The organism is Pseudomonas sp. HP_14, assembly GCF_055283875.1.
Genome location: NZ_JBTOQI010000006.1, coordinates 141458 through 156798, shown reverse-complemented (window position 1 = coordinate 156798; position 15341 = coordinate 141458). Strand labels below are relative to the sequence as shown.

Annotated in this window: 13 protein-coding genes; 10 read left to right on the top strand and 3 right to left on the bottom strand. The window is 56.7% G+C overall.

What is annotated here, in order from left to right; all coding sequences use genetic code 11:
- Positions 1–286: 286 nt before the first annotated feature.
- Positions 287–2356: a hypothetical protein gene (locus tag ACYASS_RS06680; RefSeq protein WP_463585561.1), complete on the top strand. Its 2070-nt coding sequence runs from the start codon at positions 287–289 to the stop codon at positions 2354–2356.
- A 159-nt stretch (positions 2357–2515) separates the two neighbouring features.
- Here ACYASS_RS06680 and ACYASS_RS06675 read toward each other — a convergent pair whose 3' ends face one another.
- Complete coding sequence (locus tag ACYASS_RS06675) at positions 2516–2821, bottom strand: DUF2288 domain-containing protein (RefSeq protein WP_463585545.1); 306 nt, start codon at positions 2819–2821, stop codon at positions 2516–2518.
- Between the two features lie 326 nt (positions 2822–3147).
- Here ACYASS_RS06675 and ACYASS_RS06670 point away from each other — a divergent pair, with 326 nt between their 5' ends.
- The 5 genes from ACYASS_RS06670 (at position 3148) to ACYASS_RS06650 (ending at position 8120) form a co-directional block, all read left to right on the top strand.
- On the top strand, positions 3148–4272 hold the full coding sequence (locus ACYASS_RS06670) for a branched-chain amino acid ABC transporter substrate-binding protein (RefSeq protein ID WP_122665998.1): 1125 nt from the start codon (positions 3148–3150) through the stop codon (positions 4270–4272).
- Between the two features lie 208 nt (positions 4273–4480).
- Positions 4481–5404, top strand: coding sequence for a high-affinity branched-chain amino acid ABC transporter permease LivH (livH, locus tag ACYASS_RS06665; RefSeq protein ID WP_122665999.1), 924 nt, complete (start codon positions 4481–4483; stop codon positions 5402–5404).
- Positions 5401–6654 (top strand): high-affinity branched-chain amino acid ABC transporter permease LivM, encoded by a 1254-nt coding sequence (locus ACYASS_RS06660; RefSeq protein WP_463585544.1) that lies wholly within the window; start codon positions 5401–5403, stop codon positions 6652–6654. The genes livH and ACYASS_RS06660 overlap by 4 nt, the downstream gene beginning before the upstream one ends.
- On the top strand, positions 6651–7418 hold the full coding sequence (livG, locus tag ACYASS_RS06655; RefSeq protein WP_243245458.1) for a high-affinity branched-chain amino acid ABC transporter ATP-binding protein LivG: 768 nt from the start codon (positions 6651–6653) through the stop codon (positions 7416–7418). The genes ACYASS_RS06660 and livG overlap by 4 nt, the downstream gene beginning before the upstream one ends.
- The gene (locus ACYASS_RS06650; RefSeq protein ID WP_463585543.1) at positions 7419–8120 is read left to right on the top strand and encodes an ABC transporter ATP-binding protein; all 702 of its coding nucleotides are present in this window, start codon (positions 7419–7421) and stop codon (positions 8118–8120) included. It begins immediately after the preceding gene.
- Positions 8121–8335: 215 nt separating this feature from the next.
- Here ACYASS_RS06650 and ACYASS_RS06645 read toward each other — a convergent pair whose 3' ends face one another.
- Positions 8336–9259 carry a LysR family transcriptional regulator gene (locus ACYASS_RS06645; RefSeq protein ID WP_463585542.1) on the bottom strand — a complete coding sequence of 308 codons (924 nt, stop codon included), beginning with the start codon at positions 9257–9259 and terminating at the stop codon, positions 8336–8338.
- Positions 9260–9369: 110 nt separating this feature from the next.
- On the opposite strand from ACYASS_RS06645, the gene ACYASS_RS06640 reads away from it, so the two are divergent.
- From ACYASS_RS06640 to nhaA, 4 genes are all read left to right on the top strand, one after another.
- Positions 9370–9969, top strand: a complete 600-nt coding sequence (locus tag ACYASS_RS06640; protein WP_463585541.1) for a short chain dehydrogenase — start codon at positions 9370–9372, stop codon at positions 9967–9969.
- Positions 9970–10030: 61 nt separating this feature from the next.
- Entirely contained in the window at positions 10031–10711 is a 681-nt protein-coding gene (locus ACYASS_RS06635; RefSeq protein WP_463585540.1) for a COG3650 family protein, read from the top strand.
- Positions 10712–11674: 963 nt separating this feature from the next.
- Complete coding sequence (locus ACYASS_RS06630) at positions 11675–13285, top strand: NAD(P)/FAD-dependent oxidoreductase (protein WP_463585539.1); 1611 nt, start codon at positions 11675–11677, stop codon at positions 13283–13285.
- Positions 13286–13480: 195 nt separating this feature from the next.
- Positions 13481–14662 (top strand): Na+/H+ antiporter NhaA, encoded by a 1182-nt coding sequence (nhaA, locus tag ACYASS_RS06625; protein ID WP_463585538.1) that lies wholly within the window; start codon positions 13481–13483, stop codon positions 14660–14662.
- Between the two features lie 215 nt (positions 14663–14877).
- On the opposite strand, the gene ACYASS_RS06620 is transcribed toward nhaA, so the two are convergent.
- On the bottom strand, positions 14878–15339 hold the full coding sequence (locus tag ACYASS_RS06620; protein ID WP_122666007.1) for an outer membrane lipoprotein: 462 nt from the start codon (positions 15337–15339) through the stop codon (positions 14878–14880).
- Positions 15340–15341: the final 2 nt, after the last annotated feature.

Below are 15341 nucleotides of genomic sequence, written 5' to 3'. Positions count from 1 at the left end.
CAGCCGATTCACTTGCTGGATCAGACAGAAAGTGCCCTTCTCATGCATAGGGGTTCCCCCTATCGCCGCAGAAATAAGCGCACTGTAAAGTCGTAATTTCTCTTTCCGTGATGGCGCGATGACAGCCACTGCATCGCCGCCTCCCTCAGGCAAATGGCGCACGATGACCAATAAAAATGATTCTGCTGGTGCGATATCCGGACCATTGAATGCAGCCGTTGCCGAGAAGGCCGCTGGCCTCCCCAGCACCTACTATCGACCCAAGCCGATACCCGCCCAGCAGTACATGTATTTCACGGAAACCGACACCGACCGCATCCTGGATAACCTCGATGGTCTGCGCGATACCGTCTTCCCGCAATCCGTTCACATCGAAGATAACGTCCTGCGCAGCGAGCAACAGTTTCCGTCTGTTTGCCTGATCGGTCTGGGTCGCTGCGGCTCCAACATTGCGCTGGACGTCGCTGAACTGGTTTACAACGCCCGCAAGTTTTACCTCAACCAGTTTGAAAACGAAGATCGTCTGAGCGAAGACAAACGCTACAGCCCAGGCCGCTGGATTCGCAATAACCTGCGACTGGTGCAGAACAAAGCCAGCAAACCTGTGTTCCTGGTCGAGCCGCTGGTCATGCTCGGCGACCTGGATAAAGACATTGCCGGTCGCATCCGCTTCTCCCGCAAAGGCGAGAAAAGCGGCTTCATCAACGACTACAGCAAAATGAAGATCATGGACTTGTCTGAAGTCCATGCCGGTGGTGCGGGCAACGCCCCGATCCTCGGTCAGTATCTGGCCAAGATCATCCTGAACAAGGACACCAACCACTTCTCCAGCGCTGACTGGAAGCTGATTCACTCGTACCTGATCGACTCATGCGGCATCAAGGCCAATCAGTCGCGCCTGTATTTCTACATTTTCAGCGCAGGTGGCGGCACGGGCTCGGGCATGGCCTCGGAGTTCGGTCTGGCGCAACAGTTCTCGTACATGAACAAAACCTTCGACACCAAGCCGACTGACGAAAACGACAGCAAGCGCGGCCGGTCTTTTGTGTTCGAGCCGATCTTCACCAGCGGCATTTGCGTCCTGCCGAACATTTCCGATCATCGCAGCGAAATGTCTGAAGCCCTGCACATCAACGCCGGGCGCTTGCTGTGCAAGTACCTGTCTGAAGAATGGGACTTCTCGTACAACTTCGAGAACGAAGACAGCAGCGAAGCCAGCGTCATGGGCCGTATCCGCCCATGGAATGCCATGATGCTGATCTCCAACGACATCATGCGCTACGCCGAAGCCAGCGATGACGGCAACATCGAGAACATCGACGTGAACGCCATGGAGCGCCACGCCAACCAGTACATCTCGCAGCAGATCTTCAACATTCTCACTGCTCAGGCGGTGACGACTGACTACGATCAGAACTACTTCCGCCGTGCAGGCATTGATATCGGCGAGACTATTCGCCTGGATGCCAACGACCTGTTCATGAGCCTGGCCGGTCCGGTAGCGATTGCCTACGCCGAATCCGTGGTGCCGGAAAGCCCGGCTCCCGGCTCGGACAAGTTCAAGGTGTTCGAGAAAGAGCCGCCGCGCCTGAACATCGACGATCTGTTCTTCCGCTCCATTGACCTGCCGCACTTCAATAAAGTAACTCAGGCCATTGAAGGCATCAGCCTGCTGCCGATCGAATCCAAGCGCTATCGCGCCGCACTCGATCAATACAAGACCTCTGGCTACGATGCCGCGGCCCTGCATGACCTGCACTTCTTCAAGAACTGCTCGTCGGTGGTGTCCATCGTTTCGCTGCCAAAGGACTACAAACTGTCCTACATGGACCTCAATCGTCTCAAGACGCACTTGAACAGTCTGTTTCCGAACACGACGCTCAAGCGCTACGCCCTGGTAATCGGTGCGTCGGCCAACCTTTCGCTGACCACCCTGATCGCGAAAAGCCCGTGTTTGTCGGATGACTTCCTGACCTTGATCGTCGCCTTCATCAAACGCTGCTTCGCGAAAAACCAGTACCGTTTCGACGATACGCTGGACAACGCGATTCTGGATTTCATCGTCAGCGAAGAGTTCAACGAAGACCGCATTGATGAATTGCTGAACGAGTACGAAAACCCGGCGAAAATCCTCGATACCAACTGGTATGCAATCAAGCCGATGTACGAGAAGAAGTATCGCGAGTTGATTGAAGACAAATCCAAGTTTGTCTCGATCAATGACATCCGCATTTCCCGCGAGAGCGTGAAGAAGGCCGTCAAATACCTGCGTGAGATCTACCGTCATCGCATCGGCAAGACCCGGGTTATTTCCCTGAACCAACATACGGGCAAGACGGATTACGGGGTTAAGTAAGGCTGTTACTGCTATTCGGCATGAGCAACGCCGTGTAGCGGCCAATGCAGCCCCTACAACAAAGCACGGCGCCGGTGTGATATTTCGCTACCCGGTGCCCTGCGCAGTTACCAGACTTCCCACTTGAACCCCGCAATACGCACCAAAAAAGATCACTGATTAAGCAGGCGCTCTATCCTGGACCAATACCCAAGGTGCCACTACGACCGCCCACAGTACCGGATCGCGCTCCACAAGCTCTAGCGCCTTGGCTTCAGCCACCTTCCCCACCTGTCCACTGGCGAGCCATGCGCTGACCTTATCGGCTTCGTTCTGGGCAACGGCCTGCGCGACTTCAATCAAATCCAGCGACGGCTCGACCCACAACAGGGCACCGCGGGCAAAGAACGGTTGCAGCTCCGTCCAGGTAATTGATGCCGTCTCGCCGAGCAATTTGGCATAGAGGGTGCTTGGTTCTTCACTCATGGGTTTCACCGAAAAGAAAATCGACGCGAATAATAGCGCCGAGTTGGCTCGAGACAAACCCAGATACAAGTAATTGATTGCAGGGAAGATCAGTAAAACCAGGGGTTTAGAGGTCGATTCGACAGGTCGAACCGCATGATTCTGTATCTTTCTTTCAATTAAGCGACATCGATCGTTTTTGCCCCCCGCGGCTAGCTATTCAAGCTATTGACCGGCGCTCTAAACTGTTCCGGTACAGTTTGCCGGGGGGATGATCGGTGTTTAAAATCCGGTCCCGCTGCCTAGGCATCAGGATTATAAAAATTAAAACACAAGAGTGGAGCATCATGACTAAGGGTACCAAGAAGCTTTCCAAGCTGTTTGCCGCATTGGTTATGGCGGGGGTTGCCAGCCATTCGTTCGCAGCAGACACCATCAAGATCGGCATCGCAGGTCCTAAAACCGGCCCGGTCGCTGAATACGGCACCATGCAGTTCAACGGCGCCAAAATGGCCATCGAACAGATCAACGCCAAAGGCGGCGTCAACGGCAAGATGCTCGAAGCCGTTGAATACGATGACGTATGCGAACCCAAGCAAGCCGTTGCAGTGGCCAACAAAGTGGTCAACGACAACGTCAAGTTCGTGATCGGTCACCTGTGCTCCAGCTCCGCTCAGCCTGCATCCGACGTCTATGAAGACGAAGGCATCATCATGGTTACCCCGGCCGCTACCAGCCCGGAAATCACCGCTCGCGGATACAAAATGGTGTTCCGCACCATCGGTCTGGACAGCGCTCAAGGCCCCGCCGCAGGCAACTATATTGCCGACGTGGTCAAGCCTAAAACCGTTGCGGTCATTCACGACAAGCAGCAGTACGGGGAAGGCATTGCATCGGCAGTGAAAACCACTCTTGAAGGCAAGGGCGTGAAAGTCGCCGTCTTCGAGGGCATCAACCCGGGCGACAAAGACTTCTCCTCGCTGATCGCCAAACTCAAGCAAGCCAATGTTGATTTCGTGTACTACGGCGGCTACCACCCGGAACTGGGTCAGATCCTGCGTCAGTCCAAGGAAAAAGGCCTGAAAGCCCGCTTCATGGGTCCTGAAGGCGTCGGCAACGACTCGATCTCGCAAATTGCTGGCGATGCTTCCGAAGGCCTGCTGGTGACCCTGCCGAAATCCTTCGACCAGGATCCGGCCAACCAGGCTCTGACCAAGGCATTCCAGGACAAGAAACAGGACCCGAGCGGCCCGTTCGTCTACCCGTCCTACTCTGCCGTTCAGGTTGTGGCTGACGGTATCGCTGCCGCGAAGTCCGAAGACACCGACAAGGTGGCAGCCGCCATCCATGCCGGCACGTTCAAGACGCCAATGGGCGAGCTGAGCTACGACGCCAAGGGCGACCTGAAGAACTTCCAGTTCGTGGTCTACGAGTGGCACTTCGGCAAGCCGAAGACCGAAGCCACCAAGTAAGCTGCTTGCGTTGACACCGAAGCCCACTGCATCTGCAGTGGGCTTTGTTTTACGAATGAAGGTCCCGTCCCGTGATCCGGCGATGAGACCTCCTGAAAATCTTAAAACCGTTACCAGCGGTTCGTTGGCACGCCATCGGCAACGCATCAGAGAATGCGAGCCCTGCGCAGGCCAGAGCATGCAGAACAGGTTTTTAGGAGCGCGGTAAATGCCCGAGTTATTCCACTACATGCAACAACTGGTCAATGGCCTGACCATTGGCAGTACGTATGCATTGATCGCCATCGGCTACACGATGGTGTACGGCATCATCGGAATGATCAACTTCGCCCACGGCGAGGTTTACATGATTGGTTCCTATGTTGCCTTCATGGCCCTGGCCGGTCTGGCCATGATGGGTATCCACAGCCTGCCGCTGTTAATGATCGTGGCCTTTGCCGCGACGATCATCGTCACCAGCGCTTACGGGTACAGCATTGAGCGCCTTGCGTACCGTCCATTGCGTAACAGCAATCGTCTGATTCCACTGATTTCTGCAATCGGCATGTCGATCTTTCTGCAGAACGCAGTTCAGCTATCCCAGGGCTCTGGCAACTTTGCCATTCCCAATCTGCTCCCCGGCAGCTTCTCCTTCGGCCCTGGCGGTGCAGAAGAAGTCCTCATCTCTTACATGCAGGTGGTGGTATTTGTCGTCACCTTGCTGGCGATGACCGGCCTGACCCTGTTCATTTCCCGTTCGCGAATGGGCCGCGCCTGCCGCGCCTGCGCCGAGGACATGAAGATGGCCAATCTGTTGGGCATCAACACAAACACCATCATCGCCCTGACCTTCGTTGTAGGCGCGGCTCTGGCTGCCATCGCAGCGGTGCTGTTGAGCATGCAATATGGCGTGATCAATCCGAGCGCAGGCTTCCTGGTAGGCCTCAAGGCATTTACTGCTGCCGTTCTGGGCGGTATCGGCTCGATTCCGGGCGCCATGTTAGGTGGCCTGGTGCTGGGTGTCGCAGAAGCCTTCGGCGCCGATATCTTCGGCGATCAATACAAGGACGTCGTGGCCTTTGGTCTTCTGGTGCTCGTGCTGCTGTTCCGGCCGACCGGTATTTTGGGCCGTCCAGAGGTTGAGAAAGTATGAGCAAGTCTCTCAAACAGGCGCTGTTCAGCGCCGCGCTGGTGTGGGCTGTTGCCTATCCGGTGCTGGGCCTGAAACTGGCCTTTTCCGGCGTCACGCTGCAAGTGCAGAACGCTAGCTCGATGACCCTGACAATCATCGCTCTCTGCTCGGTACTGATGTTCTTGCGTGTGCTTTTCGCGGAAAAAATCAGCGGCATGCGCAGCGGTACACGCAAGCCACTGATCTCGCAAAAAACCAGTGATTTCCTGACTCAGCCGAAAACCCAACGCTGGGGCCTGATAGCCCTGATTGTGCTGGCATTCATCTGGCCATTTTTTGGCTCGCGCGGCGCTGTAGACATCGCCACGTTGATCCTGATCTACGTCATGCTGGGCTTGGGCCTGAACATCGTGGTTGGCCTGGCGGGCCTGCTGGACCTGGGCTACGTCGGTTTCTATGCCGTTGGCGCCTACGGCTACGCCCTGCTCTCGCACTACTTTGGCCTGAGCTTCTGGGAGGCCCTGCCACTGACCGGCTTGCTGGCAGCGCTTTTCGGGTTCCTGCTGGGCTTCCCGGTATTACGTCTGCGCGGCGACTATCTGGCGATCGTGACGTTAGGTTTTGGCGAAATCATCCGGATTTTCCTGCGCAACATGACGGATATCACCGGCGGCCCCAACGGCATCAGCAACATCGATAAGCCGACGCTGTTCGGTCTGAGCTTCGAACGCCGTGCAGCTGAGGGTGCGCAAACCTTCCACCAATATTTCGGGCTGGACTACAACCCGATCAGCAAGGTGATCTTCCTTTACCTGATTGCTCTGCTGCTGGCACTGGCGGCTCTGTTCGTTATCAATCGCTTGTTGCGTATGCCTATAGGCCGAGCCTGGGAAGCACTGCGCGAAGACGAAATTGCCTGTCGTGCGCTGGGCCTGAATCCGACCGTCATCAAGCTGTCGGCGTTTACTCTGGGCGCCTCATTCGCCGGCTTCGCTGGCAGCTTCTTCGCCGCTCGCCAAGGTCTGGTAACGCCTGAGTCATTCACGTTCATCGAGTCGGCGATTATTCTCGCCATCGTCGTGCTGGGTGGCATGGGCTCCCAACTGGGGGTAATCCTGGCCGCTATCGTGATGATCCTCCTCCCTGAATTGATGCGTGAATTCAGCGATTACCGCATGTTGATGTTCGGCGCCCTGATGGTGCTGATGATGATCTGGCGTCCTCAAGGTTTCCTGCCGATGCAACGCCCACACATGGAGTTGCGCAAATGAGCCGCCCCATTCTTGAAGTCAGCGGCCTGAGCATGCGTTTTGGCGGGCTGCTGGCGGTCAATGGCGTAGGCCTGACCGTCAACGAGAAACAAGTCGTGTCGATGATCGGCCCCAATGGCGCAGGCAAGACCACGGTCTTCAACTGCCTGACCGGTTTCTACAAGCCTACGGCGGGCACGATCCTTTTGGACGGCGAAGCCATTCAAGGGCTGGCCGGCCACCAGATTGCCCGCAAAGGCGTCGTGAGAACCTTTCAGAACGTGCGGCTGTTCAAGGAAATGACGGCTCTGGAAAATCTGTTGGTCGCCCAGCATCGTCACCTGAACACTAACTTCCTGTCCGGCCTGTTCCGCACTCCGGCGTTCCGTCGCAGTGAGCAAGAGGCAATGGAGTACGCCGCGCACTGGCTTGAAGCGGTCAACCTCAAGGAGTTCGCCAACCGGACCGCAGGCACCCTGGCCTACGGTCAGCAACGCCGACTGGAAATCGCCCGCTGCATGATGACCCGACCGCGCATCCTGATGCTCGACGAGCCTGCTGCGGGCCTGAACCCGAAAGAAACCGAAGACCTCAAAGCGTTGATCGGCGTGCTGCGTAACGAACACAACGCCACCGTGCTGCTGATCGAGCACGACATGAAGCTGGTCATGAGCATTTCCGACCACATCGTGGTGATCAATCAGGGCACACCGCTGGCTGACGGCACACCGGAACAGATCCGTGACAATCCTGAAGTGATCAAAGCCTACCTGGGGGAAGCGTAAATGCTGCAATTCGAAAACGTTTCCACCTTCTACGGCAAGATCCAGGCACTGCACAGCATCAACATTGATGTGCGCCAAGGCGAAATCGTGACGCTGATCGGTGCCAACGGCGCCGGTAAGTCCACGCTGCTGATGACGCTGTGCGGCTCACCACGTGCCCACAGCGGCAGCATTCGTTACATGGGCGAAGAACTGGTCGGGCTGGACTCCTCGGTGATCATGCGTAAAAGCATCGCCGTAGTACCTGAAGGCCGTCGGGTGTTTGCCCGCCTGACAGTGGAGGAAAACCTCGCCATGGGCGGCTTCTTCACTGAGAAAGATGATTATCAGGAGCAGATGGATAAAGTCCTGCACTTGTTCCCACGCCTCAAGGAACGCTTCAATCAACGCGGCGGCACCATGTCCGGTGGTGAACAGCAAATGCTTGCCATCGGCCGTGCGCTGATGAGCAAACCCAAGCTGTTGTTGCTGGACGAACCCTCGCTGGGTCTGGCACCGATCATCATTCAGCAGATTTTCGAGATCGTCGAACAACTGCGCCGTGATGGCGTAACGGTGTTTCTGGTTGAGCAGAACGCCAACCAGGCCTTGAAGATCGCTGATCGTGCCTACGTGCTGGAAAACGGTCGCGTGGTCATGCAGGGCACTGGTGAAGAGCTACTGGTAGACCCGAAAGTGCGTGATGCCTATTTGGGCGGTTGATGATTCGCTGCAATAAGAAAACGGCCTGCGGGCCGTTTTTTTTGAGCACAGCCTGCAAAGGACCTGTAGCTGACGAGGAACGCGAGGCAGCGATAGCGTCCTGTCTGACACATCGCTATCGCGGCCTCGCGGTGCTCGTGCGCTCCTACAGATCAGTGTTTGCCGCAAGACAGCACGTGTCAGTGCCACAGCGCAATCTCATACAGGACGATCCCTTACTCCTCTCTCACGCCCAACCGCTCCAGCGCCACGCTGCTGCGTTGAAACCAGCCCAGCAAATAATCAGCCAGCACCTGCATTCGTTTGGGCAATTCCCCCTCATACGGATGGACCAGAAACAGCGGCGAAATACTGGTCTGGTAATCGCGGAACAGCCAGTGCAGGCGGCCGTCATTGATTTCAGCGTGCACCATGTACGACGGTAATCGGGCGATCCCGGCACCGACCAGCGCTGCCTTTTTCAGCAACCCGTAGTGGTTGCTGGCAAACGTACCGTTGACCTGAACCCTGGTCAGTTCGTGGTTCTGGTGATAAAGCCACTCATTGCGGCCGCTGTAATGACTGTTGAGCAGACAGCTATGGGCGAGCAGTTCATGAGGTGTTTTCGGCTGGCCGTGCAATTGCAAATATGCACTGCTGGCACACGTCAACTCCTGCATGGCGAGCAAGGGCTTGGCGACGAGACGTTCATCACTGGCCACATGAGAGCGTATAGCCAGGTCAAAACCATCCCGCCGCAGGTCACGAAAGGCGTTATTGAGTTCGAGCTCGACTTTTACTTGCGGGTACTGGGCAGAAAACTCCATCAACAAGCCTTCAAAAAATGTTTCCCCCAGAGACACGGGTGCCGTAACACGCACTTGCCCCACCATGTCATCACGCATCAACTCAACGATATTACGTGCCCGCTCCATGCTTGCGAGCAGCTGCTGTCCTTGAGGCAGCAAGGCTGCACCGGCCGACGTCAAGCTCAGGCTGCGCGTACTGCGATGCAAAAGCATCACCCCGTAGCCCTGCTCCAGCTGACTGATTCGTTTTGACAAGTAACCTTTGCTGCAGCCAAGCCGTGCGGCCGCAGACGTAAAACTGCCTGCGTCGATCAAAACCGCAAACGCCGCGAGGTCATCAATTTCACTCACTATTGTTTCCCTATGAGAACCAAAGGTTGCCTATTGGCACTCTTATCGACCACAAATAACCACCCTACACTGCCCACTCGACATCCTTGAATACCCCATGGAGCAGTGACGTGAAAATTCTATTGATTGGTGCAAGCGGTACTGTGGGATCGGCAATTGCCCATGAACTGAGCCAGCGTCACGAAATCGTACGCGCTGGTCGTAACAGTGGAGAGGAGCATGTGGATATTAGTGATAGCGCCTCGATCCGCAAACTATTCGAACGGATAGGCCGTTTCGATGCATTGGTCTGCGCTGCCGGTAATGTGAAGTTCGCACCTCTGGCCGAAATGAGCGAAAGCGACTTCGCTCTTGGCTTGCAGGACAAATTGATGGGGCAAGTCAATCTGCTGCTGATCGGTCGCGACTTTGCCAACGATGGTGCGTCATTCACGTTTACCACCGGCGTCCTCAGCCATGACCCGATCCGCTCAGGCGTTTCTGCCAGCCTGGTCAATGGCGCTATCGACGCTTTCGTCCGCGCTGCGGCTATAGAATTGCCACGCGGCATGCGGGTCAACTCGGTAAGCCCTAACGTCCTGGTCGAAGCGATGGGCAGTTATGCTCCCTATTTCCGGGGCTTCAAGCCGGTTCCTGCAGCAGACGTGGCGCTGGCCTACGCAAAAAGTGTCGAGGGGCTGCAAACGGGTCAGACGTATCACGTTGGTTGATGCCTCTTGTGATGGGGCGACAGGCTGAGTAACGTGGCGACACTTGCCTGGAGACCACTCAATGTTTGCTGTTCGTACCGCTCTGATCGTTGCTCTGTTACCCCTGTTCGCTGGATGCCAGATGCTGGGCTCTCAATCCGCTTCAGCCCCTGTCTCGAAGGCTAACTGGATTCGCATGCAGGGCAATCTGACCGGTGAAGGCGGCAAGCTGATGTTTCAGCCGTGCAATGAGCAGCGTCGCTACGTGGTCAAGGACGGCGGCAGCACCGGTATCCTGCAAGAAGCGACACCCCTGGCTGACAGTTCCGGCAAGGTTTTCGCCGACCTGCGCGGGGTGTTCGTTGCCAGTAATGCAGCCAACAGCGACGGCCAGCTGGACCTTCGTCAGGTCTACCGCGTTGAGCGTGCAGGTCAGGCCTGCGAGGATCCCAACTTCAAACGCCTGACCCTGCACGTCAACGGTAACAAACCGGCATGGAACGTTAACGTCAGTGGTAAAGGCATGGTCATTGAGCGTCTGGGCAAAGACTCCATCGCCGTGCCTTATGTGGAAGAGCAGCTACCAGACGGCCGTTTCAGCGTCAGCAGTGAGGCCAACGGCAACAAGATGGAGCTCTGGGTTGCGCCACAACGTTGCGTCGACAGCGTGGATGGCTCGGTGCAGCATTTGACCGCTGAGTTGCGGATCAACGGTGAGACAGCGCGGGGTTGCGGGTATTACGGCGGGTCGCGGGATGATTGATCCCGGTTGAGTTAATACTCGAGGATTACCGCTCCCGTATCGCGGAATAGGTATCTGCACAACTCTTCCATGCAGGGATGTTTGTGTACATATCCATTGCTGCGTTATGGCTGATATTGGTTGCGCTTTTACAGCGCGTCACTTTTGAACAGCCCAAAAGTAACCAAAAGGCATTTACCCCACCACTCGGCACCTCGCTGTCGCTCGGTGTACCCGCTCGCTGATCCTGAACCGTGGGCCGCCGCAACGGGCCATCCATGGCCCGGTGCGGCTAACCCGGCATCCTTGCCGGGTTGCCCACGGTTCAGAATCTGCGTTCGGCCAGCGTGGTTTAACGGGGCGCCTCAGATCAAAATCAAAAGCGCGGCGGCCTGACAGCCGACCTGATTTGTGAACTTACCGATCTTCTGTAGGAGCTGCCGAAGGCTGCGATGCGGTGTGTCAGACGTCGAGTGCGTTGGTCGTGATGACGTCTCGCGAACAAGTTCGCTCCTACCAGTTCGAAGTGAACCGATGCTTTTGATCTGCTTTTGATTTTGATCTTAAGCGCTCCGTTAAACCACGCCGGCCCTAATCCGATATTGCTGCGTGGGGCAAACCGGCAGGGATGCCGGTTTAGCCGCCTCAGGCCATGGATGGCCGGTGGCGGCGGCCCCACGCAGCAATGTCGGATTACGGGCATGCCGAGCCTAGGCGAGGCACCAAGTGGTGGGGCATGAGCGTTTTGCTTACTTTTGCGCTCTATCAAAAGTGAGGCGCTGTAAAAGCGCAACCAATATCAGCCGCTACCACGCCAACGGATATGTACGCAGAAATTACGGCATAAATGTGTTCGCCCTCCCTAATAGCGAAACAATCAAACTCAGACAACCCACCACCCCGCCTCCCCCCAATGTGTCTTATAATCCCCGGTTCTTGTAGCGCTGTCGGGCTGATCCTGCGGCCCGGAAACTGGATCCTTTCATGTTACGAATCACCGAACTCAAGCTGCCGATCGATCATCCGGACGAAGACTTGCGTCCAGCCCTTTTGCAGCGTTTGGGCATCACCAGCGATGAACTGCTGGAATTCACCCTGTTCAAGCGCAGTTACGATGCGCGCAAAAAGTCTTCCGAGCTGTGCTTCATCTACACCATCGACTTCCAGGTGCAGGATGAAGCGGCTCTACTGTCCCGTCTGGCCGATGATCGTCACGTCAACCCGGCACCGGACATCAGCTACAAAGTCGTCGGGCACGCGCCTGAAGGCCTGACCGAACGCCCGGTGGTGGTTGGCTTTGGCCCCTGTGGGATTTTTGCTGGCCTGCTGCTTGCGCAGATGGGCTTCAAGCCGATCATTCTCGAGCGCGGCAAGGAAGTCCGGCAGCGCACCAAAGACACCTGGGGCCTGTGGCGCAAGAACGTCCTGAACCCGGAGTCCAACGTGCAGTTCGGCGAAGGCGGCGCAGGAACATTCTCCGACGGCAAACTCTACAGCCAGATCAAGGACCCGAAATTTCACGGTCGCAAGGTCCTGAACGAGTTCGTCAAAGCCGGTGCACCTGAAGAGATCCTTTACGTCAGCAAACCGCACATCGGTACTTTCCGACTGACAGGCGTCGTGGAAAACATGCGTCACCAGATCGAAGCACTGGGCGGTGAAGTACGCTTCGAGCAACGCGTGACTGACGTGCTGATCGACAATGGCCAACTGCAGGGTGTGGTCGTTGACGGTGGCGAACGCATCGAGTCGCGCCATGTGATCATGGCACTGGGGCACAGCGCTCGTGACACGTTCCGCATGCTCCACGGCCGTGGCGTTTATATGGAGGCCAAGCCATTCTCTGTGGGCTTCCGTATCGAACACCCGCAATCACTGATCGACCGTGCTCGCCTGGGCAAGTACGCCGGCCACCCAAAGCTGGGTGCCGCCGATTACAAGCTCGTGCATCACGCCAAGAACGGGCGCTCGGTATACAGCTTCTGCATGTGCCCGGGCGGCACCGTTGTCGCCGCGACGTCGGAGCCAAATCGCGTCGTCACCAACGGCATGAGTCAGTACTCGCGAAACGAGCGTAATGCCAATTCCGGGATCGTGGTCGGTATCACTCCGGAAGATTATCCAGGTGGCCCGCTGGCGGGCATCGAGCTACAGGAGCGCCTGGAATCCCACGCCTATCTGATGGGCGGCAGCACCTATGAAGCACCTGCACAGCTGGTAGGTGATTTCATCGCAGGCAAAGTGTCGCAGGAGTTGGGCAGCGTCGAACCGTCTTACAAGCCTGGGGTCAAGCTGGTGGATCTGGCGGACGCCCTTCCCGCTTACGCCATCGAGGCGATTCGCGAAGCACTGCCAGCGTTTGAAAAGCAGATCAAAGGCTTTGCCCTGCATGACGCCGTACTGACCGGGATCGAAACCCGTACCTCCGCGCCGCTGCGCATCACCCGTGACGACACCATGCAGAGCCTGAACGTCAAAGGTCTGTTTCCGGCCGGTGAAGGTGCAGGCTATGCGGGCGGCATTCTTTCCGCCGGAGTGGATGGCATCCGCATCGCTGAAGCGTTGGCAAGAAGCATGCTGGGTATCGAAGCCTGAACACAGCTGTAATTTCAGACGATTCCTACACCATAAAAAGCGCCTTCCCACCAGCAAAAGCGCACTGACTGACAGACCTGGAAACACTCTAAACCGGCCGTCCCGCTTATAACAAAAACGAATATAACTTTTGTTTTAACAGCGGGAAGTCCGGGTTAGGGTGTCGCTCCTTTTCGTTGGATGGGAGCGCAAACTTTGCCTCTGCGTATCACTGTCACTCGTTTTTTTCAGCTCGAAGCTGCAGGTGGTCTGCTATTGATCGCGGCCGCTGCCCTGGCGTTGATCATTAATAACTCGCCGCTGTCCTGGCTCTATAACGCCTTCCTTGATGTGCCCGTCGTGGCACAGATCGGCGCTGTCAAAATCGCCAAGCCGCTATTGCTGTGGATCAACGACGGCATGATGGCGCTGTTCTTCCTGCTGATAGGTCTGGAGGTCAAACGGGAGGTCCTGGAAGGCCATCTGTCACGCCCCTCGCAAATCATTCTGCCAGGTACCGCGGCCATCGGCGGCATGGTGATCCCGGCGCTGGTCTTCTGGGCACTGAACAAGGGAGACGCCGCCGCCATGAATGGCTGGGCGATCCCCATGGCCACTGACATCGCCTTCGCACTGGGCGTGCTCGCCTTGTTAGGCAAGCGTGTTCCGGTTTCACTCAAGCTGTTTCTGATGACGCTGGCGATCATTGATGATCTCGGGGCAATCATCGTCATCGCGCTGTTCTATTCGGGTGAGCTTTCCAACTTGTCGCTGATACTGGCGGGATCCTCAATCGTGGCGCTGATTGCGATGAATCGGCTGGGCGTGCGCAAGCTGGGCCCTTACCTGCTGATTGGCCTGTTGCTGTGGGTCTGCGTACTCAAAAGCGGCGTCCACGCAACACTGGCAGGCGTGGTACTGGCGTTCTGCATCCCGTTACGCACCGCTGACCACGACTCGTCCCCCCTATTGTCGCTGGAGCACGCCCTGCATCCATGGGTGGCATACGGGATTCTTCCGCTGTTTGCGTTCGCGAACGCAGGCGTATCACTCAGCGGCGTCACGCTGGAGAGTTTCACCCATCACGTCCCTATGGGTATCGCAGCAGGCCTGTTGGTGGGCAAGACAGTCGGTGTTTTCGGCCTGACGTGGCTGGCGATCAAAATTGGCATCGCAAAACTGCCCGGCGGCGCGAACTGGGGACAAGTGCTGGGGGTTTCGATACTGTGCGGCATCGGTTTCACCATGAGCCTGTTCGTCGGTTCACTGGCTTACATACCGGGCAGTAGCGAATACGCCGGGGTTGATCGCATGGGGATTTTGACCGGCTCGATACTCGCCGCCTTTCTCGGTTATGCCGTTATGGCGGTTAGCAGTCGTAAAAACCCAATCCGTTGAATTGAAATTAATCTTTTGTAGGAGCTGCCGAAGGCTGCGATAGCGGTATGTCAGGATGAATGCATCGCAGCCTTCGGCAGCTCCTACAGGGAAAGCATTTGCTGCGCGGCATAGGAAACAGCGTGACGCCAAAAGCACCAACGATCACCCACAAAAAACCCGATCGCCAGGATCGGGTTTTTGTGTTTCAAGACGCTACAAGCGCATGCAATCACTCAATGAGAGACGCGACTGGTACCGTTCACGGTCATGATACGAACGCGCTCGCCAACCCGGAAAATCTCGTTTTCCTGAACTTGCTGCACGTAGGCACGCATGGTGCCATCGTCTTCACGTACGGTGATCTCTACACCCTGAGTACGGGTCAGACCTTCTTCAGTAGCCGACCCCAGCAAGCCACCAGCTACAGCACCGATCACAGCGGCAACGATGCTGCCACGGCCGCCGCCAATGGCGCTACCGCCAACACCGCCCACGATTGCGCCGGCGCCTGCACCGATAGGCGTCTTGCTGCCTTCGATCTTGACTGGACGCAGAGATTCGATGGTACCCAAACGAACGGTCTGCACGGTACGCGCTTCGTCTCGGGAATAGGAATCACCGGTCAGGTTCGACATACAGCCACTGAGGGTCAGCGCCATGGCAGTGAACGTGGCCAGCAGAACAGACTTACGCATAA

Bases quoted from the DNA above. Each gene is read 5' to 3' on its own strand.
- ACYASS_RS06680 (WP_463585561.1), top strand. From the start codon at position 287: ATGTATTTCACGGAAACCGACACCGACCGCATCCTGGATAACCTCGAT.
- ACYASS_RS06675 (WP_463585545.1), bottom strand. From the start codon at position 2,821: ATGAGTGAAGAACCAAGCACCCTCTATGCCAAATTGCTCGGCGAGACG.
- ACYASS_RS06670 (WP_122665998.1), top strand. From the start codon at position 3,148: ATGACTAAGGGTACCAAGAAGCTTTCCAAGCTGTTTGCCGCATTGGTT.
- livH (WP_122665999.1), top strand. From the start codon at position 4,481: ATGCCCGAGTTATTCCACTACATGCAACAACTGGTCAATGGCCTGACC.
- ACYASS_RS06660 (WP_463585544.1), top strand. From the start codon at position 5,401: ATGAGCAAGTCTCTCAAACAGGCGCTGTTCAGCGCCGCGCTGGTGTGG.
- livG (WP_243245458.1), top strand. From the start codon at position 6,651: ATGAGCCGCCCCATTCTTGAAGTCAGCGGCCTGAGCATGCGTTTTGGC.
- ACYASS_RS06650 (WP_463585543.1), top strand. From the start codon at position 7,419: ATGCTGCAATTCGAAAACGTTTCCACCTTCTACGGCAAGATCCAGGCA.
- ACYASS_RS06635 (WP_463585540.1), top strand. From the start codon at position 10,031: ATGTTTGCTGTTCGTACCGCTCTGATCGTTGCTCTGTTACCCCTGTTC.
- ACYASS_RS06630 (WP_463585539.1), top strand. From the start codon at position 11,675: ATGTTACGAATCACCGAACTCAAGCTGCCGATCGATCATCCGGACGAA.
- ACYASS_RS06620 (WP_122666007.1), bottom strand. From the start codon at position 15,339: ATGCGTAAGTCTGTTCTGCTGGCCACGTTCACTGCCATGGCGCTGACC.